Genomic DNA, 26,461 nt, shown 5'->3' with positions numbered 1-26,461 from the left:
GTATTGGATTTTTAAAAAAGGACTATTGGATGTGTTTGGATAGCACTGTATACGAAGAATGATGCCAAAATTTTTGATATTGATTATCAATTAATTATGAAAATTTAATTGTCTGCTATTTCCCTTTTTGGGAACTTTATTCTAATTATTGGATTTTTTCCCGTTCACATCTTAATTGAACACTGTGAAAAAGCTCTTACGCATATATATTCTGGATGACGATCCTTGGTATGCTACCATGCTGCATCATTATTTATCCTTGAATCCTGACTATGAGGTAACGGTTTTCAACGATGAGCAAAGTTTTTTTGCGCAGCTACATAACAAGCCTGATGTGGTAACGCTGGATTATTCATTACCAAAACAAACGGGCGAAGAAGTACTAAAAAAAATCAAGCATGATTCACCCGATACAGATGTATTGGTGGTTTCAGGGCAAGAAGATGTGGGTACTGCCGTAAGTCTATTGCAGGCAGGGGCAGCTGATTATATTGTAAAGAATGAAGACACCAAGGATATTCTCTGGAATGTGATCATCCGGCTTCAGCAAATCAAATCACTAAAAACAGAAGTTAGTGAATTGAAGAGCCAGCTCAAGCACCGATACGATATCAATAAAATGATTATCGGACAGAGTGATGCGATGCAAAAAGTGTTTCAATTAATTGAAAAAGCAGCACAAACCAATATCACGGTTTCCATTACCGGTGAAACGGGTACAGGTAAGGAAATGGTTGCTAAAGCCATTCACCACAACTCTTCGCGACAACAATATCCATTTGTAGCATTGAATGTGGCTGCCATTCCTAGAGACTTATTAGAGAGTGAATTATTCGGTCATGAGAAAGGTGCATTTACCGGCGCAACGGGCAAACGCCTCGGCAAGTTTGAAGAAGCACACAAAGGCACATTATTCTTAGATGAGATTGGCGAGATGGATCTTACACTCCAGGCAAAACTCTTGCGCGTACTACAGGAAAGAGAGATCACCAGAATAGGCAGTAATACAGTTGTTCCCATTGATGTTCGCATCATTGTAGCAACGCACCGCAATTTAACAGAAGAAGTAAAAGCCAAACGTTTTCGTGAGGATTTGTATTACAGACTTCTGGGTTTACCAATCAGCATTCCACCATTAAGAGAAAGAGGCAATGATATTATAGTACTGGCAAAACACTTTTTGCAGCAATTCTGCAAAGACAATCAATTGCCTGAGAAAACCTGCAGTACCGCTGCTTTTGATAAACTGCGTAACTATAGTTTTCCCGGTAATGTTCGTGAATTGAAGTCAATTGTAGAACTCGCAGCTGTTATGGCAGATGGAAGCAATATTGAAGCAGATAACCTGACCCTGTTTAACAACAACAAAGAAGCAGACCTGCTTCAGGAGGAAATGACTTTGCGCGATTATGAAAGAAAAATAATTCAGCATTACCTGGAGAAATACGATTATGATATACTGCTTGTGGCGAAAAAACTGGATATTGGCAAGTCCACCTTATACCGCATGGTACAAGCTGGAGAAATCATCCTGAAGAAATAAACACCCTGCTATGTACGGTATCGTAAACAAAGCTATCGAAGAGCTAGTCAAAGAAAATTTTGGTGAAGAAAAATGGGAACGCATCAAAGTCCGCAGTGGCGTAGATGTGGAATTCTTTATCAGTAATGAACCCTATGATGATGCCATTACTTATCAATTGGCCAGCGCTGTTGCTGAAGAAACCGACTTATCATTAAGAGAAGTGCTCATGGCTTTTGGCGAATACTGGGTACTAAAAACCGGAAAAGAAAAATATGGCGGCCTGATGGAAGCTGGTGGCCATAATTTAAAAGAGTTTCTGGTTAACCTACCTGTATTCCATAATCGGGTAATGTTGATTTATCCCAAACTCACGCCCCCTGAGTTTAAAGTAAGCCATATTGAAGAAAGTAGTATTCATGTTCACTATTTCTCTAAGCGATTGGGACTGCAGGATTTTGTAATGGGCTTATTGCATGGTCTCGGCAAAATGTATCAAACAGCTGTAACGGTTAAATTGATCAGCAGCAGAGACCAAGGCGCAGATCATGAAACGTTTAAAGTGAGTTGGTAATGTATATTGGCTTTAACAGCGAACAGTTTAATCGACTCTTCCCCTTTCACATATTGATTGGAGAGTCATTAACTATTGCTGCTGCTGGACAAAGCCTAACCAAAATATACGCACAGGTAATACAACAACCCTTTTTCACACAGTTTGTAGTAAAGCGCCCAGAACTAGCAACACAAAGTTTCGAAGCGCTAAAAGCTGAAGTGAATAAACTAATTGTTCTTGAAACGATTGGAGAAACCCCAATCGCGCTACGCGGGCAAATTGAATTTTTACCAGAAACCAATCAATTATTGTTTGTAGGCTCGCCTTGGTTTGAGTCGATGGAACAGATAAAAAGCAACTCACTCAGTATCCACGATTTTGCCTATCATGATCCTTTGATTGATTTGCTGCATGTACTAAAGACTCAGGAAATTGTAAATGAAGAGGTTAAGCAACTACTACACACCATTCAGCAACAAAGAAATGATCTGAAGCGACTTTCCTTGGTTGCAGAAGAAACAGTAAATGCAGTAATCATCGCTGACAAGGATGGCAAAATAGATTGGGTAAACAAGGGCTTTACTAAAATTACCGGCTACACCTTATCAGAAGTTAAAGGCAAAAAGCCAGGTCATTTTTTACAAGGCAAAGAAACCAATAAGGAAACAGCTGTTTTTCTTTCTGATCAAATACGCAAACGCTTACCCTTTGTATGCGAAATACTCAATTACCACAAATTAGGTAAGCCCTATTGGGTAAGAATTAACGGACAGCCCTTATTCGATAAGCAAAACAACCTTACCGGATATTTTGCAGTAGAAGAAGATATTACTGAAGAAAAAGAAGCTGACACCAGACTAAAAGATAGTGAGCTGCGCTGGAAGTTTGCATTAGAGGGTGCAGGTGATGGTATCTGGGAATTTGACTTCACTGCTCGAAAACCATTTTATTCAGATCAGTACAAGCGGATGCTTGGCTATAGTCCTGAAGAGTTTACTGATGAGGAATACTCTTGGAAAAAACTGATCCATCCGGATGATGTTTTGATGATCAATGAAATGGATCAGGAGTATGCATCTGGTGAAAGAATGATGCATAACCGCAGTTACCGGATGCGCAAAAAAGACGGCAGCTATATCTGGATTTTAGACAGGGGCATGGTGATTGAGAAAGATGCAGAAGGCCGACCCCAAAAAATGATCGGTATCCATACCGATATCACAGCGCAGAAAGAAATTGAAACTGAACTATCCAGAACCAGTAAAAGATTAACGACCCTGATTGGTAATATGAACAGTGCCATCATGGTAGAAGACGATCAAAGAAGAATCGTTCTCTCTAATCAGCATTTCTGCGATATGTTCAACATTCCTGCACCACCTGATATGCTAATAGGTGCAGATTGTTCACAGTCTGCCGAGCAGAGCAAATCTTTCTTTGCAGATCCGGATGCCTTTGTTGTTGGTGTTGAGGAGATTTTAAAACAACAGCAACCCATACTGAATGAAGTTCTTCAAATGGCAGACGGCAGGGTATTGGAAAGGGATTACATACCCATTTTTATAGATGAAAAATACCATGGCCATCTCTGGAACTACCGGGATGTAACCACGGCATTCAGCTATCGCCAAAGACTTCAGGAACAGCAAAAGTTCTATGAGCAGATTATGGATAATATCCCTGCGGATATTGCTGTTTTTGATGCAGCGCATACATATCTCTACCTGAACCCAATTGCAATTAAAGATCCGGAATTGCGTAAATGGATGATTGGTAAGAAAGATGAAGACTATTGCAAGCTGAGGAATAAACCAATGTCGATTGCTGTTGCGAGGAGAGAAAAGTTTCATGCAGTTGTTAATTCAAAGACACTGCACTCCTGGGAAGAAACTTTGGTAAACGCTGACGGAAGTACGCAACACCACCTAAGGAATATGTTTCCTGTACTCAACGAACAGGGCGATGTTATTCTGGTGATTGGTTATGGCTTAGACATTACCCAGCGTAAGCAAATTGAAGAACAGGTTGCCATCAGTGAAAAACGTTTCAAAGATTTATTCAGATTTAGTCAGGCACTCATCTGCACGCACGATTTGCAAGGCAGATTGCTTTCTGTTAACCCGGCTATTTGTCAGACGCTTGGCTATGATGAGCATGAATTGATCGGTAAAAACCTGATTGATTTTATGCCGGATGCCGATATGGATGAGTTGAGAACAGGCTATCTGCAGGAAATTGCCATGGAAGGCAGTGCGAAAGGCGTATTTACAGTACAGCATAAAAAAGGAAGACAACTCAACCTGCTTTTCCAGAATTATATGATGGTGGAGGAAAGCAGCAATCCTTATATCATCGGCTTTGCTCAGGATATTACAGACAGGGTAAATGCTGAAAGAGAGTTGCTACTCGCTAAAGACCTCACTGAAAAAGCAGCTGAAGCCAAACAGATTTTCCTGGCCAATATGAGCCATGAAATACGCACACCCATGAATGGTATTATAGGTGTGGCAGCCATGCTTGGAAAAACAAAACTCAGCGAACAACAAAAGAATTATCTCCACCTGATTACCGAATCTGCAAGAAATCTTCTGGTAATTGTAAATGATGTTTTAGAGATTGAAAAAATTACTGCAGGTAAACTGGAACTGGAACAAGTGCCGTTTGATGTACTTGATAAAGTAAACGTTGCTGTACAGTCGTTTCAGTTTAAAGCAGAGGAGAAAGGACTTCAGCTGGCATTAATTGTTCCAGATAAACAAAGCTTTACTGTTAGTGGAGATCCTTACCGACTTGGACAAATACTGAACAACCTGCTGAGCAATGCTTTGAAATTCACTCAACAAGGAAGGATTACTGTTACCCTTCAGCCAATCCGGGAAACAGCAGAAAAAATTCTGTTACAGTTTGATGTGGAAGATACCGGCATCGGTATTCCGGAAGAAAAAATACAAACCATCTTCGACCCATTTGTACAAGCCAGTACGGATATCTCCAGAAAATATGGTGGTACCGGTTTGGGCTTGGGTATTTGTAAGAACCTGGTAGAACTACAGGGTGGTCAACTCAGCGTGAATAGTGTTGTGAATAAAGGAACCAAATTCAGTTTCTACATTCCATATATCAAAGTCAATTCAGAGTTGGTTGCAACAACGACTGAAACCATTCAGGAAACCAATCTCCTCAAGGGTAAAAAAGTATTACTGGCAGAAGATGTGGAACTGAATAGAATGATTGCCCGTCATATGCTGGAATATTGGGGTATGGATGTAGTTGTAGCCGTGAATGGTAAAGAGGCTGTTGATCTGGTTTCAAAACAAGAATTTGACCTGATCCTTATGGATATCCTCATGCCGGATATGGATGGATTAGAAGCTACAGACCTCATCAGAAATATGGATGATGCTGAGAAAGCACGCATTCCAATCATTGCACTTACCGCAAATGCATTTAAAAAAGATCAGGAGAAATACCTGAAAGCCGGCGTAAACGCAGCTGTAACAAAACCTTATACAGAAGAAGAACTTTACTCAGCCATTCAAAAAATCTTCAGTACAAATAAGAAGAAGAAAGAGGGCAAGGCCAAAGCAAATACAAAAGCAGCGAAAGAAAACATCAATTTGTTTGACTTAAGCATGTTCAATGGTATTGCAGGACCAGGAACTGAGTTCCGCACAAAAATGGTTTTACTGTTCTTGAAAACTATGCCCGAAGACATGCAGTTGCTTAAACAGGCTTTGGAAAAAAGAGATGCGGATACCGTTTACAGAACTGCGCATCGTATGAAACCCACAATTGACACAATGGGCATTCAGCCTTTGAAAGAAGTAATCAGGCGCATTGAAATATTGGGTAGAGAAAAAAATCTCTCTGAAGAAATAGCAACCATGATTATGGAAACAGAGAAAGTACTGGAGAAAGTATATAAGCAATTAAGGGAGCAATTCAATGCGTAACTGAGCCCTCAATTCTTGCCTGTACTGAATTACCGTTACTGCCTGCAACAACGCCCCTGCAATTCGCTGCTCCACATTTGCAATGAAAAGTTTCTGCAGTATCATTCAACAATGCTGCATAATCAGCAGTAATTTCTTCGCCTGCAGCTATCGCTTTAATCGCAACAAGGTCTAATCCTTGATAAGCCGTATTCGGATCACAGCTATGGTTTTGTGGTGCCCACTGCGTAGGATCATCATCCCAGAGAATATAAACCTGGCCGCTTACCGGATAAGCATAATGTGCAAAGACTTGCTTCTCGGCATCTGTCCAGTTTTTATCTACGTAAGGTTTGGTAATGATTCTTTGCGCGCGACCCTCTCCTTTGAAAACTACTTCTCCCTTACTGATGGGTCTTGCGGCATAAATACCATAGCCGGCAATAGCATTGCCTTTCATTTCATACAAAGGCTGTTTGCGTTGATGACGCGCCATCCCTTCAGCAATAATGTGTTGCAAAAAGCCCTGCTGACCAATCCCATCAAACTGCAGAATAAAATCTGCCGAGCCTTCGTAGCCATCTGTATAAAAAACAGAACAAGTAAAATTGATTTCTAAAAAATACAAACTACCATCCGGCTTTTGTCTGAAATCCAAACGAGCATAACCTACACCGCTGAACCCTTTAAAGATGGCTGCAGCTGCTTCGCGCAACGCTGCTTCCGTTACCGGATCACTGCAAGGATGATTACAATCCGGATGCAGCTCAGAAGTTTTTAATGCATAGGTTTTGAAAGCACGTCCTTCCGGAAACACATATTCCACCGGTTTAAACACCCTGCAAGTTTTACCATCAGGATTCGCTGCCACCAATACCGTAAACTCTCTGCCATCAATATATTCTTCTACCAAGAGTTCATCATACTCCTCCAGCAAATTGCGCACCTTCTGTTGTAATGCTGCTTTGTTTTGTACCAGCGAAGCCTCATCCACACCCAGACTATCGCCTGCTTTCGCAGGCTTTACAAAGAGTGGATATTGCAAATGTGCAATGGCATCAATATCCGCAAGCGTATGCACCAATACATAATTCGGCGTAGCCACACCCGCACAATAAGCCACATACTTCATCAGTGGTTTAGGCGGATCATATAATTTGGTGGTTGGACCTGTAAAAGGCAGGTTCAATAATTCCAGTGTATAAATGACATCGATGGATGGCACTTCCCATTCCAGATAGCCTTCACATAAATTCACAAACACATCATAACCCTTGTGCTGTAAAGCTTTTAATTGCTTGTACGTGGTGAGTTTATTCAAGAGCACATGATCTACTGTTGCATCAGGTAGTAGATGCGACAAGTTTCTTGGTGGATCATAATATTGATAATCCACACCGCTGGTAGCATAATCGGGCTGTAGTACGCAGACTTTCAGGGGCATTTCGCTTACAAGAATAACAAATTAATCCATGCATTTTGCAACGGTGGCAGAATGGTTACTTTCGCAGCACCATGTCTGAGTTCAAGGATAACATTTTATTGGATGTGCAGGCTGTTCAAAAACAGTTAGACAGTATGTCATTGCAATCCATCTCCTTTCAGCTGAACGCCGGGCAAAGACTGGCCATTATAGGGGAATCAGGCTCCGGCAAGAGTAGTTTGCTCAAGATGATTGGCGGTTTAGCAAGCGCAGATAGCGGACAAGTCTTGTTTCAGGGCAAACGCGTAAAAGGACCGGAAGAGGTTTTATTGCCAGGCCATCCCGGCATTGCGTATCTCTCTCAGCATTTTGAACTGCGCAATAATTACCGCATGGAAGAATTGCTGGAATATGGCAACAAACTCAATCCGGCAATGATGCAGGAACTGATTGAACTCTGCCAGATCGGGCATTTACTCAAACGCAAGAACGATACGCTCTCCGGTGGAGAAAGACAACGTATTGCTTTAGCAAAGCTTTTGCTCACCAAGCCAAGTTTGCTCTTGTTGGATGAACCTTTTTCTAATTTGGATATGCCGCACCGACAGACGATTCGCGATATTGTCAACGGCATTAGCAATCAATTGCAGATAACTTGTATCATGGTATCACATGATCCGCTGGATGTATTACCCTGGGCCAATAAAGTGATGGTGCTTGAAGCGGGTAAGTTGATTCAATCAGGCAGTGCCCAACAAGTGTATCAGTATCCGGTGAATGCATATGCAGCCGGCTTGCTGGGTGAATTTATTACACTCAATGATGCCCTTCGTTCGCTCTTTCAAGTAGATCAGCAATACGCCTTCATCAGACCTGAGCAGGTGCAATCAGCAGCAACAGGCATACCTGCAATGGTGATGGATGCACAATATTGTGGCAGCTTTACGGCTTATACCTTGGATACTTCAGCCGGACAAATTCTGATGCACAGTCCCCATCATGGTTTTGAAAAAGGCAGCACCGTGAATATCCGTATTCAATCTGCGTAAGCAGTGAGCAAACGAATATCATTTGCTAACAAGGTTCGCTGTATAATTTCCTGTATCAATACTGTAAAAGAAGATTGCGCAAAGCGCAGGATCGCACCAATAGAAGTATAGTTTTCATCTGCACTTATTCCGCATTGCGCGTTTACTTCCAGTACATAACAATTGCCTGCTGCATCCATACGAATGTCTAAACGCGCATAACCTTTACCTCCAACAGCGATATAGGCATCGAGTGTTAATTGTTGCAATAATGCTTGTAAGGATGCTGGCGCAGCTGCGTATTCATAGAAATTTTCTTCATTGGGCATGGGCGTTTCGTCTTCATAGATTTCCCACAATCGATCAAAAGAAAGGAAACGTTCTTCTTCGGGTAACGACGCATGAAACACTCTTTCTATAGCGGGATACACCAAACAATCTTTTGGATAAGCTGCATCGCCAACAATAAATGTGGTGAACTCTCGGCCTTTGATAAATGCTTCCAGTAAGAGCCCATCACCAGCCAGATCCCAACCCCGATAACCCTGAAACATCTGTGCAACCTGTGTTTGTAGTTCAGCAAGATGGTGCACCACATTCCTTGTTCCCACGCCCATACTGCCGCCAGAGATGGCTGGCTTAATAATGAGCGGACTACCCATGGTATCAAAGACGGTATCTATATTATCTGTTGGTTGATGAATGGCTTTCCAAGCCGGCGTAGGCACCCCTGCTTGATCAAAAGCCACTTTCATTGGAAGTTTAGAAGTAGTGATGCGGTAAAAATGCTGATCTGCACCGGAATAACAGAGTCCGGCCGCTTCCAATGCATTAATCACCGATACACCAGGTACTCCGTTGATTTCATCTCCATCGCAGAGATTGAGTACAAAAGGAAAGAGATCGCCACTTTCTTTTTGAATATCATTGATAATGACAGCGAAGTTCTGCATGGTTACCGGCTGCCAGCGCCAAATCATATTCAGCTCGGTAAAAACCGTTGTGTATTCAGCAATACTTTGCGTAAAATCGTAGTAGTAACTGATATTGGGATCTTCCGATTCCAGATGCGGTGCCAATACCCAAATCATGCACTGATCTGGTGCAAGTGTGGTCTGATTGGTTTGCTTTTTCCCTGATGGTTTTACCGGCGCTCCGAGCAATTTTCCTGAATTTTTCGGTTGATATAATCAGTGAGGTGATAACGGATCAACACATCAGCGGGCAGATGGGCTGCACCTTTGATCTCACCCAAACATTGTTCACTACCGCAACGGCAAGAAAAGCTTTGCGCCATATCCCATTCAGATGAAGGATAGAAAAAAGTGATCTCTTCACCAGCAGCTATAGCTTTCAGTGCAATCAATGACATATACGTTGTATCGAAAAACGCATTAGGTGCACAGCTATGGTTCACATATTGCAAGTGTGCAGGCGTTAGATGAATATGCTCATCATCATCTTTCTGCACAGTAAGATAAGATGGGGTATGCATGATAGCGGCCGCTTGAAAATCAGCAATACTTGAACCAGCTTCAATAGCTATTGCTGCATGCAAAGAGCGTTGTCCATTAGCTGAATCTTCCCAGACAGCGGTATTGCCATGGGCACTGATGATGGTGCAGCTTTGCGCAGCTGCTGACTGGGTTAGCATGTAGTGTCAGAATGCTCAACAATTTAAATGTTTAATCTGCTTGAATAAAATTTTGATATAGGCGATTTGCGTAATGTGTATAATTCAAGCTTAACATCTCTAATTCAATCATGCATGGGATAAAAAGATGGGGCCGCCTGCGGCGGCCCCGATATATGGAATGGAAGAAAGGGTTCTTATTAAGCTTTGGGCTTGTTGCCTGTTACCAACAACTCGCTTACCACCACTTCAGTGATATACTTTTTCTCGCCCTGCTTATCTGTGTAGGTTCTGTTCACCAGTTTGCCATCTACGGTTACTTCAGTACCCTTTTGCAATAGCTTCTCTGCAATTTCTGCCACTTTACCCCAGGCAACCAGATTGTGCCATTGTGTTTCGGTTACTTTTTCACCTTTGGCATTTCGATAAGATTCATTGGTAGCTAAAGCAAAACGCGCCATTTTCTTGCCACCTTCTGTTGTCTTGATTTCGGGTGCATTACCCAGATTACCTGCTAGTCTTACGCTGTTTTTTAATGTGTTCATGATCGTTAATTTTTACCCTTGCGGGTAGTGATGAATGTTGTTATTTCATTCAGCCTGGGCCCTCGGCTGACAACACAAAAATGGGTTTGACGAAAAGCCTTAGTCGGTATTTAAGCGTTTCTATCCGTGTATAAGCGTTTGAAAATTTCAAATCGGTTTAATAAATTGCAATAGCCTCCAGTGAAAGCATTTCTAAATCAGCAAACTATGACTGAAACAAGAAACTGCCTTTCCTGCGGAAGAACCATCAGAGGGCGGGCCGACAAAAAATTCTGCGACGATGGCTGTCGCAACACGTTCAACAACCTGCGCAAACAGCAGGAGGCGAACATCGCCTATATCAAACAGATCAATCAGGTATTACAGAAAAACAGAAAGATCCTGCAGCAATTATTGCCACAGGATCAGTCCATGCAAAAAATTCCCAAAGCCCGGTTGGTATCCATGGGTTTTCATTTTCAATACCACACCCATACCTATACCAACCAAAAAGGCAATACCTATTTCTTTTGTTACGATCAGGGCTGGCTACCGCTGGATCAGGAATGGTTATTACTGGTGCGCAGAAAAAACGATCAGCAGTAATTACACCACTACCTTACTCCACTTACCTCGGCGGAACCACCACCAAGTAAGTAAAGCAATCAAAGTTTCTGCTGCTGGTACGGCAATAAAGGCACCGGTGGGACCCATCCCACCTGTCTTGGCCAACAGATAGGCCAATGGTACTTGAAAGCCCCAGAAACAAATCAGGCTGATCCATGTAGGCGATTTTGTATCGCCCGCACCATTCAATGCCTGCATCATCACCATACCAATACCATAAAAGATATAGCCATAGCCAATAATGCGCAACGCACGCACACCTACTTCCTGCACAGCCGCATCACGCGTGAAGATGCCAATGATGGGTTGCGGAAAAAATACAAAGAGCAGCATCACAAAAGCCATGAAGATGGCATTGTACTGTGCAGCCAGAAACACACTTTGCTTCGCACGGTCTGGTCTTTGTGCACCCAGGTTTTGTCCCACCAAAGTAGCAGCTGCATTACTCAAACCCCATGCGGGTAAGATGAAAAAGACCACATTCCGAATCGCGATTTGATATCCTGCCGAAGCAGTTGTACCACCCGTGGTAGATACAATCCAAGCCAGCACAATCCAACTACCTGATGTAATAATAAACTGCAATGTTGCCGGCCAAGCAATACCAATCAGCGAACGAATGAGCTTCATATCAATCTGCAGATACTTCCGCTTAAAGCGAATCATGTGATCCCCTTTAAACAAATGCCAGCATTGATACAATACACCACTTCCTCTACCAATGGTGGTGGCAATGGCTGCGCCTTTTAGTCCCCAACCTTCCCAATCGCCAATGCCATAAATGAAGAGCGGACAAAGCACAATGTTCAATCCGCTGGCTAGCCATAAGCTGCGCATGGCGATCGCTGCATCACCCGCACCGCGGAAAATACCATTGATGAGGAATAACAATACAATCACTGTTGAACCACCCAGCATAATGCGTGTAAAAGATGCACCCTCTGCCATTACTTCCGGCTGGGCACCCATCATACCCAATAATTCAGGTGCGAAGAAAAGACCAATAGCACTGATGACCAATGACGCTACTACAGCAATGATGATGGACTGCACACCGGCTCTTGCAGCAGCTTCCGGATCTTTTTCGCCGATACGGCGCGATACCATAGCGGTTGCTGCCGTACTTAAACCGATAGCAATGGAATAAATAATGGTGATCATGGATTCTGTTAAACCCACAGTAGCTACCGCTACTTCTGCATTGGCCATATGTCCAACGAAATACATATCTACTACCGCAAACACACTCTCCAGACTCAGTTCCAGAATCATGGGAATGGCTAAGAGCACAATGGCTTGTCGGATACTACCCGAAGTATAATCATGTTCATCGCCGCGCAGCGACTGACGAACGAGTTGTATAAAATGTTTGAATTTATGCGTAAGCATACAGTTGTTTTAGTACGTACACGAGTTTGTATACGCAAGGTCAATGAATACAATGTAAACAGGAAATGCAGCAGTGCTGCCAGAGATTTGAAAAAGCTGTTCCGCGCTCGCGGAACATGATTAGTTGTTCATATTCGTAAACTTGAAGCAGTGCAAAACTGCTAGATTTTTTCGGAAGCAGAAAAAATTTTTGGATGAAAGGCGATTACACAATGATGCTTACTGCTTATTTCAATTGTAATTCGCTCAGTTTCAGTTGATGTAGAATTCTTTGTTTGCCCGGCACGTCTTTAATCTCCAGTTGGATGAGCGGATCAGCTTTTTGCCAATCAATGGTCACCATTCCAAAATGATTCTCCATTACGGGACCCTTGATACGATTGCGATTGGGCGTAGCAAAATCCCAGGTAGAAGACAATCCGCTTGATGTTAAATCATAGATGGGATACAAACCCGGATACTGCAGTTTTGATAATTCTGCATAGTGTACATCGCCAGACAAGAACAACACACCATTGGCTTTTGTCTCTTTAATCAAGTTCAACATGCGCTCTTGCTCATGCGGAAAATTGGCCCAAGCTTCATAGCCATTGAACTCAATAGAAAACTGTGTACTGGAACCAATGATGCGCAAATCAGCCGGCTTACGCAATTCCTGCTCCAGCCATTGCCATTGCGCTTCACCTAATAAAGTAGAATCCTTGCTGGTATGTGGCGCATAATCCAATTCGTATTTATAACGCGGATCATTTTTCACTTCGCCACGATAAGGCAATAGATTATCTCGAAAGGTTCTGTTATCAAGCAGAATAATCTGCAATGTTTTACCATACTGCTGATAATAATACGAAGTATAGATACCTGCATGTTGTCTACGCGCAGATGTTGCAGGCTCTTTGAAAAATTCTAAAAAGATTTGCTTAGATGAATCTTTATATGGATAATGTCTACCCGCATCGTTACGACCAAAATCATGATCATCCCAAGTGGCAATGATGGGTGTAGATGCACGCAATGCCTGAAAACCCTTGTTAGCAGCCAGCTGTGCATACTTGCGGCGCATCACCTGCATATCATCTGTATCGGCATAGATATTATCGCCCAGAAAAATAAAGAGATCAGGTTTGTGTTGCACAACGGTGCGAAATACCGGCAAAGGGTGGTCTTCATGCCCGCAGGAACCAAAAGCAATTTTGGATATTGGCTTTTGTGCATATACTGCTTGCACCAACACGAGGAGACAAAATAAAATACGCCTTTGCATACTAGAATTTTTTCCAAGATACGCAAAGGCGCAATTTTTATTGACGGTAGGGCAAATCCTGAAAATTACCGTTCACAATAATATGCGAACGCTGCAGTGGGTCGGTCATACCTTGATTAAAACGCAGATTCACAATTTCACCAGTCATGATTTTGTTCACCGCACTATAACGCAGTGCAACTGTACCAGCAGCCGGCTCCAGACTATACTGTGTTGAATTGGGACTTAACACAATACCCAATAATGGTCGCACTAGCTGATTGGCTGAAGGGAAGTTGTGTACAGCGGAAATCAATTCATGTGAGCCTGCCTGCTTTCCAGTAAACGTGAATACATACTCTTTACCATCTTCTTGATTCACGCCGGTGATACTTAGGAAGGGCAGATCGCCACCACCGTTGTTCACTTTGCTGATATAACTATTCGCCCTTAATTCTACCGCATCTAACTGCACACTGGTTGAGCTACCATTTAAAAAATGAGTCGTGATGGTTAAAGCAGCTTTGGTATCCGGTACAAAGGGAACAGGTTTGGTACATGCTGTTAATAAACAAACAATACCAGTACATACACTTAAAAAACTACGCATCATACTTTTTTTGCAACGAAAATGCGTGCGCAAGAAAAAGCACAAAAGCCAAAATACCGTATCGGTTATTGTACATGATTATTGGTAAGAAAATATGTGATACCCTATCACATATTTTTTAGAAAACTATGCCCAGTTTGAGAGAAGCTTCCGGATTTAATAAGGGCAAAGTGTAGCGCGAACTGCCTACCAGTATGTTTTTATCGCCAGCTACCCGAAGACTAATGCCCGCCCATGGCGAGAGATAGTATCGTTTTCCAAAACGATAGTGATAACCTGCGCTCCCATTCAAAAGGTAGTTACTGAAACTAGCAGACTTGCTTGAACTTTTTTCCTGAATGTTGCTATTCCACAAGACTGCACCACCGCCAATCCAAAAGCCGGTCCAATTTGGTTTGAAAAAATAATCCGCCACCAAAGCATATGCATGAATACGATGTTTGGTGAAACCCTTGGTGGTAGTGATATCTGGTTTGCGCACATCTGCCGTAAGCAGTCTGATGCGGGTTTGATTTTTACCCACCCATCCTGCAGCAAAATAGCCGCCGAGTGCATAAGGCAATACATCCAACTCAGCACCACCCTGCCAGCGGTGTTTTGCACTATCCTGTGCCGACAATTGCGAAGCAATTGCACAAAAGAGGAGTACCCATATCATTTTCATGACAGCAAACTAATCGGTTTTCGTATCGCATACCATGATTTTCGTCAGTCATTTCAATTAATGATTTTATCCATTGCCTATCTTCATACAAACCCTTGTTAATGAGAAAGCCCTTACTCGCCTTGTGCCTATTCCTGAATCTCTTTGCACATGCCCAACTGAGCAGTCAGGAGCAACAGCTGACACATCTGATTAAACAAGCAATGCCGCAAACCATTGAGCTCTTGAAGCAATCAGTAAATATCAATAGTGGCACATTCAACATCAATGGTGTAAAAGCCGTTGGCGAATTATATGCAAAAGAATTAAGGGCTTTGGGTTTTACGGTAGAGTGGATTGCGATGCCTGATTCGTTGAAACGTGCAGGACACTTGGTTGCTTACAGAAAGGGTAAGAAGGGAAAAAAACTTTTTCTGATTGGTCATTTAGACACCGTATTTGAACCAGACATGCCTGCCAATCCATTTACTATGTTGAATGACAGTACAGCAACTGGTCAGGGTGTGAATGATATGAAGGGCGGAGATGTACTCATCATTGCTGCATTGAAAGCCATGCATCAATTGCGTATGTTGGATGAAACCAATATCACGGTGTACATGACTGGTGATGAAGAAAATGCAGGTCATCCTAGAGAAATATCCAGAGGTGATTTTATCGCGCGTGCGAAAGAACATAATATTGCTTTGGCTTTTGAAACTGCTACCAATCTGAATACAGTTGCTACTGCACGCCGTGGCGCTAGCGGCTGGCATTTGGAAGTAGAAGGCAAACAAGCACATTCTTCCGGTGTTTTTGGCGCTGCTGGTTATGGTGCGATTTATGAAGCTGCACGTATTGTGAACAGCTTTCGTGAGACATTGAGTAAGGAACAATACCTCACATTCAATCCGGGATTATTCATGGGTGGTTCTGAATTAAACTATCAGGAAAATGCACAAAGTGGTACGGTATCTGGAAAGACCAATATCATTTCTCCCAAAACAGTCGTGATTGGTGATTTGCGATTTATCTCTGAAACGCAAAAAGAAAATGCACGCAATACCATGCGACAGATTGTTGGCCAATCACTGCCCCGCACCAAAGCCAGTATTCAATTCAGTGATGGTATTCCTGCCATGTCGCCCACGGAAGGTAACGCAAAGCTCGCTGTTCAATTAAGTGCAGTCAGCGAAGCCATGGGTTTGGGTAAAGTAAATCCGGGTAATCCCGGCAGCAGGGGCGCAGGTGATATTTCTTATGTAGCACAGTATCTAGACTGTTTGGATGGATTGGGTGCATCGGGCCGAGGCGCACATGCACCAGGTGAAACAATCAATCTAAAAGAGTACCCTTTATTGATTCAAAGAACAGCTGTGTTCTTGTATAGATTAACGAGATAAAATACAAAGACTGATGAAGTATGGTGTATAATACCGCATATACTGATCTTGTTTTTTTAGAAGCCGAACAAGCATTCTTTTTACAGCTTGCGCAACAAGTATTGAGCGGTATTACCGAACCAAGACCGGGCCCGGAAGAAATCATGCGCCGGATGGAATGGGAGCCTGATTTCGCAGGTGCTTATTTAATTTTTACAGCCTTGCTGAAGCAAGAATTATACTATGCCCATTGCATCAAATGGAATTAAGCAAGTACAAAAATACCCGAGTCAGGGTATCTGCTTCAAAAAACAAGGGTATAGCTTCGTTGTGAACAAACTGCCAACTATCTTTAAGTCTGCTATTAACCCTTCACTACATGAGACTGTTTTTGCTGCTGTCCTTACTATTATCTATTGCATTCGCACAAAACGCAACCAAGATTGCTTCGCTGAAAGAGCAACTGAATACAATCCGTACAGATACTGCAAGAATCAATTTGCTCAATCGTATTGCGAATGCCTATGCACAGGGCGATTCAGCTAATGCATATCAATACAGCCTGCAAGCCATCAGCTTAGCCAATAAGCTCAACTATAAAATAGGTTTGGCTGATGCATGGTTGGCACAGGGTACAGCGCAGCAGTTTCGCAATCACCTGCAACAAGCTTTGCAGCTGTTTCAGCAAGCAGGTGAAATCTACCTACAACAAAAGAAAGAAGACGATTACGCCAACACGGTAGATCAGATTGGTAAGATTTATTATTTACAATCAAAGTATCAGGAAGCACTGAACAATTATGAAAAAGCGGAGAAGTTGTATCAGAAAAGAAATAACCTCGCCGGCCTAGGTACGGTGTACAGCAATATGTCGATTGCTTATCAGGACAAAGGCGAGAAAGACAAAGCCATTACCTATATGCTGGATGCTTTGCGCATCAGTGAGCAGCGTAACGACAAGAATGTAGGTGTGATTGAAAACAACTTAGGTAAACTTTTTTTTGAGATTCGCAATTATTCGGAAGCGAAGAATTATCTCAACAGAAGTATCCGCTCCTGCCTGGCAGAAGGCAATTATATCGATGCCGGAAAAGCACAGCTGAATATGGCCAATGTCTTTATTACAGAAGTGGATTACACAAAAGGCATTGAGTATTTAGATGCAGCCAGAACCAGTTTTGAAAAGGGTAATTTCAAACGCGGTGTACAAGCTTGTGCCAACAATATCGGTGCGCTCTATATACGCCAAGGTAAATATGAACAAGCTATTCCACCACTACAACAAGCATTGGGCATTGCCAGAGAAAGTAAAAGCTATTCCGGCGTAGCACTCATTGAACAGAATATCGGCTATGCTTATACCCTGATGGGGAAATATGCGCCTGCTTTGGAGTGGTTAAATAAAGCAGAAGAAACCGCTAAGCTGGGTACGGATCAATATACATTCGGAGAGATCTACCTGCACAGATCTCAATTGGATTCTGCGCTGGGCAATTTTCAAAGTGCTTATTTCTACAAATCGAAATATCAGCAGATCAGCGATAAATTATTGAACGAAAAAGTAGCACGTCAGGTGAACGAGCTGCAAACCAAATACGATACGGAAAAGAAAGCCCATCAGATTGAGCTGTTGAGTAAGGATAATTCCATCAAAGCGCTATTGATTGATCAACAGCAATTATCACTCACTAAAAATGCTTTGCAGCTAAGCGAAGCCAATCTCACCATAACTAAGAATGAACTTGACCTGAATAAGCAGCGAGAAATCATTCTGCAACAACAATTGGATTCAGCCACCAAGGCCAAGCAGATTACTGAACTCGATAAACAAAATCGCATCAAAGCGTTGGAGCTGGAAAAACAAGAACTGGAAATCGCCAGAAAGAATACCATTCTTTTTGTTGTCATTGCGCTTTCTGCCATGGGTGCTTTACTCGCTTACTCCTTCCACCGCAGAAAACAATTGAAGCAGGCGGCGGCTATGCAGGAAGCTTTACGCAGAAAAGAAGACCTGGCAACCAAAGCCGTGATGGAAGCAGAAGAAAACGAACGCAAGCGTATTGCTTCAGATTTGCATGATGGTGTTGGTCAGATGATGAGTGCTGCCAAGATGAATCTCTCTGCCATGGAAAGTGAATTATCCTTCAATGATCCTGCACAGAAAGCAGCTTTCGATAAAGTACTGGCCTTAATTGATGATAGCTGTAAAGAAGTGCGTAGCGTATCGCACAACATGATGCCCAATGCCTTGCTGAAAAATGGTTTGGCTGCCGCTGTAAGGGAATTCATCAACCAGATAGATGCCCGCGTATTGAAAGTGAATTTATATACAGAAGGTTTACAAGAGCATTTGGATAAAAACACCGAAGCTGTTTTATACCGAGTAATTCAGGAATGCGTGAATAATGTGATCAAACATGCTGGCGCGAATCAACTGGATATTTCTATTATCCGCGATGCGGATGGTATTGCCGCAACCATTGAAGACAATGGCAAGGGCTTTGATTTGAATGATGCCAACAAGCGAAACGGTATCGGTCTAAAGAATATTCAAACACGTATCAGCTATCTCAAAGGCAGTGTGGAATGGGATGCAGCCCCGGGCCGCGGCACTTTGATCGCCATTCATGTGCCTGCAGCATAAATACCCAATACAGGGTATAGCGCACCACTTGCTATAAGATAGCTTTACATAAATTCCATGGAAGATTCCGGAGAAAGTCATCGTCGGGGGGCAGACTTATCCGGATCTTTCTGGATACTGATACATGCTCAATAGGGTTTTGTATATTCGGCCCCGATGAGCAGGAAAACAATCAGCGTGGCTATAACAGACGATCACCAGATCGTGATTGACGGTATCACCGCACTTTTACAAGGTCACCCCCATATTCGCATTGCACATATTGCTACATCCGGCAAGACCATGCTGGAACTGCTGAAAAATGCACCGGTCGATGTCTTACTCACCGATATCATGATGCCTGAAATGACGGGACAAGAACTAGCCAAAGCAGTAAAACAAGCATTTCCTGAAACCAGAATACTGGCTTTGAGCATGAGTGGTCAGGGCGATATCGTAAACGAGATGATCAATGAAGCAGATATTGCCGGCTATGTATTGAAGAATATCAGCAAGCAAGATTTGATTGCCGCCATTGAAAAAGTTGCAGCCGGTGGTATTTATTTTAGTGAGGAAGTATTAAATGAGCTGGCGCGATTTGATCAGGTAGCGAAAGAAAACGAAACAGTACAATTAACTGCACGCGAAATAGAAATTATACGACTGATAGAAAAAGAGCTATCAAACAAAGCCATCGCAGAAAAACTCTTCATCAGCGAACGCACTGTTGAAACCCATCGCAAGAATATTTTCCGTAAGACTAATGCAGGTAGCGTTTTGGGTTTGATTAAATACGCTTATCAGCACAAGCTTATTCAATCTTAGTGAGCACATCCAGATACTGCGCAATGTAGTCTTGCAGATATTTTCGTTTATACTGCATGATGAAGCGCGGATGCGGTAGCACATCAATCTCCTGAAACCATTGGTATTGGTCGTTCAAATCTGAGAGATAGCGCAGGTTTTTATCGCCTCCAATACAAATGCATCTTTTCCTGTTGACAGGCCATTGTATTTGTTGCATGATACAATCCACAATAAAAGGCTTGAGTCTTCTCTGCAGCAGGGGCGTATCATAATAATTCAGGTTCTTGCCTTTCAATACATAACCCAGCGGACTCACAGCACTGATGAAGAACGTTTGATAGAATTTTTCCGCACCACCATAAGCTTGTATCATGGCATAGATGAACTCAGCAGATAATTCTGATGAATCTCCGAATGTGTGTTGAATACCGCAATCATGCAACAACTGTCTGGGTGCAGTAAAATTGATGCCGGTAATGCCGGCACCATGCCTACCTGGATTGATGCCAAAGATTAGGGTCCGCTCTTTTGTATCATGAAAGTATTGCGCATAAAACTGCTGCATCACTGCTTGTACAGCTGCATCTGCAAAGGGGTATAGTACTTCCACACCTCTAGGTAAACGTTCCGGTACCCGAAGATTCGTGTAGAAAGCAAGTATTTGTTCGGATAGATATTTACTCATCGCGTTAGCGCCACAGTAGCAGCCAGATAACCAAATGCACTCCATTGACTGCTTTGTAATACAGTTTGCCAAACTGCTTTGGCAAAATCTGTTTGTCCGCTCAGCCAGCAGTACTCACCCAAACCATAGCCATAAGAAACCAGGCTCAGTTCCTTTTTTTGTTCCAGCATATCGGCAGGATCTTTGATCAAAGGCTTTTGCTGAAAGAGTTGCAGCAGTGCATAGTAATCCTCATTCTCTATGAGGGGCATATTGGGTTTGATGGTATTGAGCAGTTTGGCTGCTGCTTTGTCTTTCTGCTGATGTCGCAATGTGAGGTATTGCCAATAAGCAGTAGCCACATACATGTCCGGGTTCTTAGACAGTTTCAGACATTGCTGATACGCTTTCTCTGCAGCCGCATAATTTTTTTGCAGATAGTGCGCTAGTCCAAGATGATAATAAATATTGGTCTGTAAAGTACTGGTAGGAATATTCTGTGCATTGGGCAAACCATCCGGCTCAACTTCATCGGGTTTACCCTTAACTAGTTTAGCAGCAGCTTCAAAATCTGCAATGGCTTTATCTACGCAACGCAGGCTGAGGTAGCGATGACCACGATGCCGCAACATGCGTGCATCTTTTGGAAAACGTTCAATCCCTTTGGTAAAAACAGCAATTGCTTCCTGGTAGCGACCCACATAAGCCAATCTTCTGCCTAACCAAATCAGCTTATCAGCATTGGTGCTGTCTTGCAGGTACTGTTTGCGCGCTGTATCGAGTTTTGCCAACAAGGTTTTGTTCGTAGTGCGAAGCGATGCAGGCGCATCATTTGTGCAAGTGAGTTGCGCTTGTACAAAACAACTGCTCACAATAAGCAGTAAAACAAAACTGATTTTAATAAACCTGGGCTTGTGCATGAGACAACAATAATTGCCTCATCAAATTACACAATTATCCCAAGTGCCACTTAACCCTGTCTAGCAAAATAGTGCTTGTTGACAGTTGGACAACTCAGTCGGCTGGATGTACAAGAAGCAAATAACAATGCAACCAATACAACAAATACTAACTTTTTCATGCTTGTGGTTTTTGATGGTATTGAACAATCAAATTTCCCGCTTCTATCAAGGGTTTATTGTGGTTGATTGCCCAATTGCATGTAGTAAGATTACTGCATGCAAAAAAGCAATTTCTCCGCAGTGCAGATTCATACAAAAGGTTGATTTTCTGATTGTTGTGCATGAAAAAAGGGGCTTTGCGCCCCTGTGTCAAAAGTCCATCCTGTGAAAACATATTGTGTGCACATCAATTATTTGTGCCTAACTGCTGTATACAAAGTAATACACCTAGATACAAGAAGTCCTCATACAAAAGAATGATTTTGCATGAGGACCCAGTAATCCTTATTATTCAAGCTCAGCTTATCTGTACCGTTTCTGTATACACCTGACCAAATCGATCGGTTGCTTTTACAATAATCTGTTTGGCATCAGCCGAAGGCTTGGCAAAGAACAAATGATCTGTCAACATCGGCTCAACAAACTTATGCTTCACCGGAAGTTCTGGACCAGCATACAATTCAATTGCCCACGGATCTTTTCCTGCACGTTGTTGCATCGGCCCCTTGGCCACACCATCTTCCCACCACTCTACTTTCCATGCTTTATCCCAGTTCCACACATTGGCAACAATTTCATCAGGCGCTTCTTTTAAACGTCCCTTTGCATACACACGCAATTGATGGTCTTTGGATTTACCAGTTGGTTTATAATACCAGGTAATATTGCTGCCATTTACTTCATACACACCATAACCCATGGGTGTTCCATCTCCACAGATCGGACCCGTCCACCAAGCGCCACAGACCGTTCCATGATTGTGCTCCATCATATTGGCCTCTTCCCAGGTTTCATTGAAATGCGTGTGGCCCGACATGATATGCACTTTATACTTTGCCAATAAATTGTACAACTGCTTTCTGTTGGTAACCACAGCACCCATATCTTCTTCGCGCTTTGCTCTTTTGGCTGCGCCGGTATTGGTGGGAATATGGAGGCTCACCACCACCGTAGTTCCCGGTTTCACTTGCTGCAGATCTTGCTCCAACCAGCGCAATTGTTGTTCTGTGATATAACCGATGTATTTCTTCGCATTACCAACAAAGAACACATCATCCAGCACCACATAATGTATTTGCCCACGATTGAAGGAATAATACGTTGGACCAAATTCTTGCTTAAAGGTTTTGGCAGAAGTATCATCCGTGCGGGTATCAGTATCCATATCATGGTTACCAATCACATTAAAGAATGTAACTCCTGTTGCGGCAATCGCTTCTTTATAGTCTTTGAAATATTCAAACTTATCCCAAACCAGATCACCACATCCAATACCATGAAACAAACTACCTGCAGGATAACCCGCCACCAGATTCTTAAGATCAGGCGCGGTGGTAGCTTTCAGCTGATCACAATCTGATTGCGAAATCATCTGTGTATCTGCCCAAACCACAAACTGATGTTTGGTATCATCCACTGCTAATTTTTCCAAAGCAAAATCTGCAGTTGTGATGCCCTCACTCAAAGCCCGGTAAAATAGTGCAACCAGATTTTGTTGCGGAAAATGATAACCTGCAGGCGTGCTGATATACACAAACTCCGCATGTGGATGCGCTTCCAGCGCATATCGCCCACGTGCATCTGTTACTACAACAGTGAACCCGTCTGTAACTGCTACACCAGCAATGCCTTTGCCATTCTCGTGTACGCGTCCGCTGATTTTTCTTTGACTACTTGCTGAAATCTGTGCCTGACCAAGCGCGGGCACACCAAATAAAAATGCACTAAGGCTGAAGTTCTTTAGAAAAACTCTTCTTTTCATATGGGGGTTGATTAGGGTTTCTGCAATTTAAACTGAACAAGCAGGTGAATAGATTATTTCATTGTTAGCAATGGCAGATTGAATGTACTGAATTCTGGTTGGTGGTTGATGGTTGATGGTCCATAGACCATGGTTTATAGTTATATGTTACTAGTTAGTGTCAAATAATTTGAAATCTTCTGTCTAATACCAGTCCCTGCGGACGGGCCTTTTTTGGGTGCGGTGACAAGCGCAGCATTGTCAACCAAACAACGCGAAGCGGTGTTGGTAGCAGCCAAAGCAGACCGGAAGCAGGGACGAGGCCTAGCGGCCTGAGCGATAACAAGCATGCACAATTACGTCTTAAGTGTTCAAAGCAGAGAAACCAAAGCAGTGCGAAGCCAATCTCAAATCACAAATACAAAATCTCAAATAATTTCCGCTTTAGCTAAAAATTCCAAGCACTTGTATCATCGCAGATGCATCCAAGCACTAATCAATCCACTCACCTAAATGATTCACTGCTTTTAAATGAAATGGATCTACCGTTGCATCCAGGAGCTTGGCCATCTGTATTCTCGTAATTGCATTTTGTCCCTGCCAAACACCAAAGCCCCAGTCTGACCAAGCTTTGTTTAACTGCTGTTGTAATTGCGCATCATCCACAAAACGCCATTCGCTATTGCGCATTTGTTTCAGATGTCTGAGGGCGATGATTTTGATGATCGATAAAGCATCATTACAAGTTAAGTACTCCCCTTGTGGCACAGCAATATTGCCGGTAAAGGGTTTCATGTATGCCAACAAACGCTGTACATGTACCAATGAATCCGGATATAACCAGGTTTGATTAGCCCAAGCATTGGGAATGCCCTTCCCACGCAGGATTCCCGTTACACCTATTCTTTGCGCAGCGGCAAAATGCGGATGATCGGGCTTGATATCATAGAAGGGCAACAAATATGCTTTTGCTTTAATAAGTGCCTCCTGCACATCGCGCACAGCAACACCGGCTGCATCTTTTTGCTGTTTCACCGCCAATGCAGCCAATACACCCGCCGCCTGACCAGTTAACAAGACACATGGCTGTAATCTGGTAGCACCATTTACCGCATTACTTACACTGATGCCTTTCTCCGCTACAATTAAACCCTTTACACCTTCAGGAATTAATGCACCAAGTGGCACGCTAAACGATGGCACAGGATAAAAAGACAAATGTTGTGGCGCATCCGGATTTTTCCGGTGATGCTGATCAACAGGATAATCGCCTACCGAAACAGCAGTTCTATACAAAGCTTTGCCGCCATAAGGATCGGCTAATTCGTTTAAGGTAAATCGTATTTGTCCCTTAACTCGCCTACCCTCCCGATGATAGGGTATTAGTGCCAACCTATCTTTTGTAGGAAACTCATCATCAGCCAAACCGAGATGCTTATAACCAAGTGTGTGCTGAATGAAATAAATAAACCGCAGGGTTTGTTGTTTGGCGGCATCCAGCATTCGCTCACGCGCCGTATCCTGCACATGAATCAAATTCAAGTAATAGTCATTACCATAAGCAGGCCAATTAAGCATGTACTTTTTATTTGGCAGCTTTCCGTAATTCAACATCTTAGCTGCATCCCAGCTTGGTTTTACACGAGCTGTGTTTTGATAATAATCCGTACAAGCACCATCAAACTCAGCCGGATCAAATCCCTTGGGTTGCACAATGGTACAATCCACACCGGGACCATAATCCTTCAGCACACCTACATAAGTTAGATCCTGTATAATATCATTTGATGCAGCAATATTTACTTTCTCGCCGGTAAGCTTACTCGCTTCCATACCCACATCAAACAACACACCTGCATTGGCAAATACATCACCCAGCTCAGTTGCATCAATTACTTGCTTAGCTTGAATGGTGACTGTTTTACCGGATTGCATATCCATAAATACAGCACCTGTTACCTGCTTATCTTTTTTGATGACACGAATAAATCGATGTTGAAAAAGAACCGATAATGTTTGCTCTCCTTTGCAAAAAGCTTTCCAGATACTATCACCCACATGCGGTTCAAACAAGGTATTACTTACCCATCCTGTTGCCACTTTATTGGCGCCACCATAATGTTTGTATAATGCGCTTCGAAATTCAGCCCATAAACCGGAAGGTAGATTGTGGTTACCATCGATAGCAGAAACACCTGCGGCGGTCATCATACCGCCCAACCAAACTGTTGGCTCTGTAATAATGGTTTTTGCACCCATGCGTGCAGCCTGAACACCCGCAGCTGTTCCACCGGTGCCACCACCTATGACCAAAACCTCGGTCTGCAAACGAACTTGTGCATGGATAGACGCTGCTGACACCAGCAGACACAGTAATAGCAATATCTTCTTCAAGCGATTGTTTTCAGCAAATTACTGAAACAATTACTGCCGACCATATTAGCCATTCTTGGCCCAATAATGTTTATTGATGGTTGGGCAACTCAGCCTGCTGGAAGTACAAGAGGCAAATAGCAGTGCTACCAACACAACAAATACTAGGTTTTTCATACAACTGGTTTTTGATGATATTGAATACTCAAAACTCCTCTATTCCAAAAGAAAGACTTGTGGTAGAATGCTTGGATAGCTTGTAGTAGGATTACTGCAAAGGGCATATAGTTCAAGGCTAATAGACCATGGTTGATGGCTATTAGCTACTAGTTGATGGTTACTGAAATTATTCGTTTTCTATTCTCGGCTTTCATTACTCCTTCTTCTGTTCCCTGTTCTATTATTCCTTTGCTCTATAGGTGTTTCACGCTAAGCTCGCCAGGATATCAGGCACGCAATGATCTTCATAAAAAACTTGCGTGCTAAAAAAAATCCTTGCGCGCCTTGCGAGAAAAGCTGGCTACTAGCTTCTAACTTCTATATGCTGAGCGTTCCTTGTTCCTCTGTTCTATTGTTCCTCTGTTCTCTAAAGGTTTCACCTCGTCTAAGACTGGATACAA

General features: G+C 42.8%; 21 protein-coding genes. 9 read left to right on the top strand and 12 right to left on the bottom strand.

Annotated elements, in window-relative coordinates:
* The first annotated feature begins 238 nt into the window (after positions 1–238).
* The 3 genes from J0L83_11120 to J0L83_11110 are packed head-to-tail and all read left to right on the top strand — an operon-like array spanning position 239 to position 6,031.
* A complete protein-coding gene (locus J0L83_11120) occupies positions 239–1,543 on the top strand; it encodes a sigma-54-dependent Fis family transcriptional regulator (GenBank protein MBN8665121.1) in 1,305 nt (434 codons plus the stop codon).
* Between the two features lie 10 nt (positions 1,544–1,553).
* On the top strand, positions 1,554–2,096 hold the full coding sequence (locus J0L83_11115) for a heme NO-binding domain-containing protein (protein MBN8665120.1): 543 nt from the start codon (positions 1,554–1,556) through the stop codon (positions 2,094–2,096).
* Entirely contained in the window at positions 2,096–6,031 is a 3,936-nt protein-coding gene (locus J0L83_11110) for a PAS domain S-box protein (GenBank protein MBN8665119.1), read from the top strand. Before J0L83_11115 ends, J0L83_11110 begins: the two co-directional genes overlap by 1 nt.
* On the opposite strand, the gene J0L83_11105 is transcribed toward J0L83_11110, so the two are convergent.
* Positions 6,021–7,454: an SET domain-containing protein-lysine N-methyltransferase gene (locus J0L83_11105; GenBank protein ID MBN8665118.1), complete on the bottom strand. Its 1,434-nt coding sequence runs from the start codon at positions 7,452–7,454 to the stop codon at positions 6,021–6,023. The genes J0L83_11110 and J0L83_11105 overlap by 11 nt on opposite strands.
* A gap of 71 nt (positions 7,455–7,525) precedes the next feature.
* On the opposite strand from J0L83_11105, the gene J0L83_11100 reads away from it, so the two are divergent.
* Positions 7,526–8,482 carry an ABC transporter ATP-binding protein gene (locus tag J0L83_11100; protein ID MBN8665117.1) on the top strand — a complete coding sequence of 319 codons (957 nt, stop codon included), beginning with the start codon at positions 7,526–7,528 and terminating at the stop codon, positions 8,480–8,482.
* On the opposite strand, the gene J0L83_11095 is transcribed toward J0L83_11100, so the two are convergent.
* The 3 genes from J0L83_11095 to J0L83_11085 all read right to left on the bottom strand — a co-directional run bounded on the left by J0L83_11095 (position 8,470) and on the right by J0L83_11085 (position 10,639).
* Positions 8,470–9,624: a hypothetical protein gene (locus J0L83_11095; GenBank protein MBN8665116.1), complete on the bottom strand. Its 1,155-nt coding sequence runs from the start codon at positions 9,622–9,624 to the stop codon at positions 8,470–8,472. The two genes, J0L83_11100 and J0L83_11095, sit on opposite strands and share 13 nt — an antisense overlap.
* The gene (locus J0L83_11090) at positions 9,606–10,115 is read right to left on the bottom strand and encodes an SET domain-containing protein (protein MBN8665115.1); all 510 of its coding nucleotides are present in this window, start codon (positions 10,113–10,115) and stop codon (positions 9,606–9,608) included. The genes J0L83_11095 and J0L83_11090 overlap by 19 nt, the downstream gene beginning before the upstream one ends.
* Before the next feature lie 179 nt (positions 10,116–10,294).
* Complete coding sequence (locus J0L83_11085; protein ID MBN8665114.1) at positions 10,295–10,639, bottom strand: single-stranded DNA-binding protein; 345 nt, start codon at positions 10,637–10,639, stop codon at positions 10,295–10,297.
* 207 nt (positions 10,640–10,846) lie between these two features.
* Here J0L83_11085 and J0L83_11080 point away from each other — a divergent pair, with 207 nt between their 5' ends.
* The gene (locus J0L83_11080) at positions 10,847–11,224 is read left to right on the top strand and encodes a hypothetical protein (protein ID MBN8665113.1); all 378 of its coding nucleotides are present in this window, start codon (positions 10,847–10,849) and stop codon (positions 11,222–11,224) included.
* On the opposite strand, the gene J0L83_11075 is transcribed toward J0L83_11080, so the two are convergent.
* From J0L83_11075 to J0L83_11060, 4 genes are all read right to left on the bottom strand, one after another.
* Positions 11,225–12,634 (bottom strand): MATE family efflux transporter, encoded by a 1,410-nt coding sequence (locus tag J0L83_11075; protein ID MBN8665112.1) that lies wholly within the window; start codon positions 12,632–12,634, stop codon positions 11,225–11,227.
* Between the two features lie 226 nt (positions 12,635–12,860).
* Positions 12,861–13,898, bottom strand: coding sequence for an alkaline phosphatase family protein (locus J0L83_11070; GenBank protein MBN8665111.1), 1,038 nt, complete (start codon positions 13,896–13,898; stop codon positions 12,861–12,863).
* A gap of 37 nt (positions 13,899–13,935) precedes the next feature.
* Complete coding sequence (locus J0L83_11065) at positions 13,936–14,490, bottom strand: hypothetical protein (protein MBN8665110.1); 555 nt, start codon at positions 14,488–14,490, stop codon at positions 13,936–13,938.
* Positions 14,491–14,605: 115 nt separating this feature from the next.
* Positions 14,606–15,151 (bottom strand): hypothetical protein, encoded by a 546-nt coding sequence (locus tag J0L83_11060; GenBank protein ID MBN8665109.1) that lies wholly within the window; start codon positions 15,149–15,151, stop codon positions 14,606–14,608.
* Between the two features lie 101 nt (positions 15,152–15,252).
* On the opposite strand from J0L83_11060, the gene J0L83_11055 reads away from it, so the two are divergent.
* From J0L83_11055 to J0L83_11040, 4 genes are all read left to right on the top strand, one after another.
* Positions 15,253–16,533, top strand: coding sequence for a M20/M25/M40 family metallo-hydrolase (locus tag J0L83_11055; GenBank protein MBN8665108.1), 1,281 nt, complete (start codon positions 15,253–15,255; stop codon positions 16,531–16,533).
* A gap of 20 nt (positions 16,534–16,553) precedes the next feature.
* Entirely contained in the window at positions 16,554–16,781 is a 228-nt protein-coding gene (locus tag J0L83_11050) for a hypothetical protein (protein MBN8665107.1), read from the top strand.
* A 110-nt stretch (positions 16,782–16,891) separates the two neighbouring features.
* The gene (locus tag J0L83_11045) at positions 16,892–19,156 is read left to right on the top strand and encodes a tetratricopeptide repeat protein (protein MBN8665106.1); all 2,265 of its coding nucleotides are present in this window, start codon (positions 16,892–16,894) and stop codon (positions 19,154–19,156) included.
* Positions 19,157–19,312: 156 nt separating this feature from the next.
* On the top strand, positions 19,313–19,960 hold the full coding sequence (locus tag J0L83_11040; GenBank protein MBN8665105.1) for a response regulator transcription factor: 648 nt from the start codon (positions 19,313–19,315) through the stop codon (positions 19,958–19,960).
* Here the strand turns inward: J0L83_11040 and J0L83_11035 are convergent.
* The 4 genes from J0L83_11035 to J0L83_11020 form a co-directional block, all read right to left on the bottom strand.
* Positions 19,947–20,627 carry a DUF4918 family protein gene (locus J0L83_11035; protein ID MBN8665104.1) on the bottom strand — a complete coding sequence of 227 codons (681 nt, stop codon included), beginning with the start codon at positions 20,625–20,627 and terminating at the stop codon, positions 19,947–19,949. The two genes, J0L83_11040 and J0L83_11035, sit on opposite strands and share 14 nt — an antisense overlap.
* A complete protein-coding gene (locus J0L83_11030; GenBank protein MBN8665103.1) occupies positions 20,624–21,526 on the bottom strand; it encodes a tetratricopeptide repeat protein in 903 nt (300 codons plus the stop codon). The genes J0L83_11035 and J0L83_11030 overlap by 4 nt, the downstream gene beginning before the upstream one ends.
* Before the next feature lie 499 nt (positions 21,527–22,025).
* Positions 22,026–23,489: a calcineurin-like phosphoesterase C-terminal domain-containing protein gene (locus J0L83_11025; protein MBN8665102.1), complete on the bottom strand. Its 1,464-nt coding sequence runs from the start codon at positions 23,487–23,489 to the stop codon at positions 22,026–22,028.
* A gap of 471 nt (positions 23,490–23,960) precedes the next feature.
* On the bottom strand, positions 23,961–25,862 hold the full coding sequence (locus J0L83_11020; GenBank protein ID MBN8665101.1) for an FAD-dependent oxidoreductase: 1,902 nt from the start codon (positions 25,860–25,862) through the stop codon (positions 23,961–23,963).
* Positions 25,863–26,461: the final 599 nt, after the last annotated feature.

The sequence above is a fragment of the Chitinophagales bacterium genome (assembly GCA_017303835.1).
GTDB lineage: Bacteria > Bacteroidota > Bacteroidia > Chitinophagales > Chitinophagaceae > JAFLBI01.
Note: the sequence above shows the minus strand (reverse complement) of the source record. Positions and strands in the feature narration are given on the sequence as shown.

Coding starts and splice junctions, on each gene's coding strand:
- J0L83_11120 (MBN8665121.1), top strand. CDS start 239: ATGCTGCATCATTATTTATCCTTGAATCCTGACTATGAGGTAACGGTT.
- J0L83_11110 (MBN8665119.1), top strand. CDS start 2,096: ATGTATATTGGCTTTAACAGCGAACAGTTTAATCGACTCTTCCCCTTT.
- J0L83_11080 (MBN8665113.1), top strand. CDS start 10,847: ATGACTGAAACAAGAAACTGCCTTTCCTGCGGAAGAACCATCAGAGGG.
- J0L83_11075 (MBN8665112.1), bottom strand. CDS start 12,634: ATGCTTACGCATAAATTCAAACATTTTATACAACTCGTTCGTCAGTCG.
- J0L83_11060 (MBN8665109.1), bottom strand. CDS start 15,151: ATGAAAATGATATGGGTACTCCTCTTTTGTGCAATTGCTTCGCAATTG.
- J0L83_11085 (MBN8665114.1), bottom strand. CDS start 10,639: ATGAACACATTAAAAAACAGCGTAAGACTAGCAGGTAATCTGGGTAAT.
- J0L83_11090 (MBN8665115.1), bottom strand. CDS start 10,115: ATGCTAACCCAGTCAGCAGCTGCGCAAAGCTGCACCATCATCAGTGCC.
- J0L83_11025 (MBN8665102.1), bottom strand. CDS start 23,489: ATGAAAAGAAGAGTTTTTCTAAAGAACTTCAGCCTTAGTGCATTTTTA.
- J0L83_11030 (MBN8665103.1), bottom strand. CDS start 21,526: ATGCACAAGCCCAGGTTTATTAAAATCAGTTTTGTTTTACTGCTTATT.
- J0L83_11115 (MBN8665120.1), top strand. CDS start 1,554: ATGTACGGTATCGTAAACAAAGCTATCGAAGAGCTAGTCAAAGAAAAT.
- J0L83_11035 (MBN8665104.1), bottom strand. CDS start 20,627: ATGAGTAAATATCTATCCGAACAAATACTTGCTTTCTACACGAATCTT.
- J0L83_11055 (MBN8665108.1), top strand. CDS start 15,253: ATGAGAAAGCCCTTACTCGCCTTGTGCCTATTCCTGAATCTCTTTGCA.
- J0L83_11045 (MBN8665106.1), top strand. CDS start 16,892: ATGAGACTGTTTTTGCTGCTGTCCTTACTATTATCTATTGCATTCGCA.
- J0L83_11065 (MBN8665110.1), bottom strand. CDS start 14,490: ATGATGCGTAGTTTTTTAAGTGTATGTACTGGTATTGTTTGTTTATTA.
- J0L83_11100 (MBN8665117.1), top strand. CDS start 7,526: ATGTCTGAGTTCAAGGATAACATTTTATTGGATGTGCAGGCTGTTCAA.
- J0L83_11050 (MBN8665107.1), top strand. CDS start 16,554: ATGGTGTATAATACCGCATATACTGATCTTGTTTTTTTAGAAGCCGAA.
- J0L83_11105 (MBN8665118.1), bottom strand. CDS start 7,454: ATGCCCCTGAAAGTCTGCGTACTACAGCCCGATTATGCTACCAGCGGT.
- J0L83_11040 (MBN8665105.1), top strand. CDS start 19,313: ATGAGCAGGAAAACAATCAGCGTGGCTATAACAGACGATCACCAGATC.
- J0L83_11070 (MBN8665111.1), bottom strand. CDS start 13,898: ATGCAAAGGCGTATTTTATTTTGTCTCCTCGTGTTGGTGCAAGCAGTA.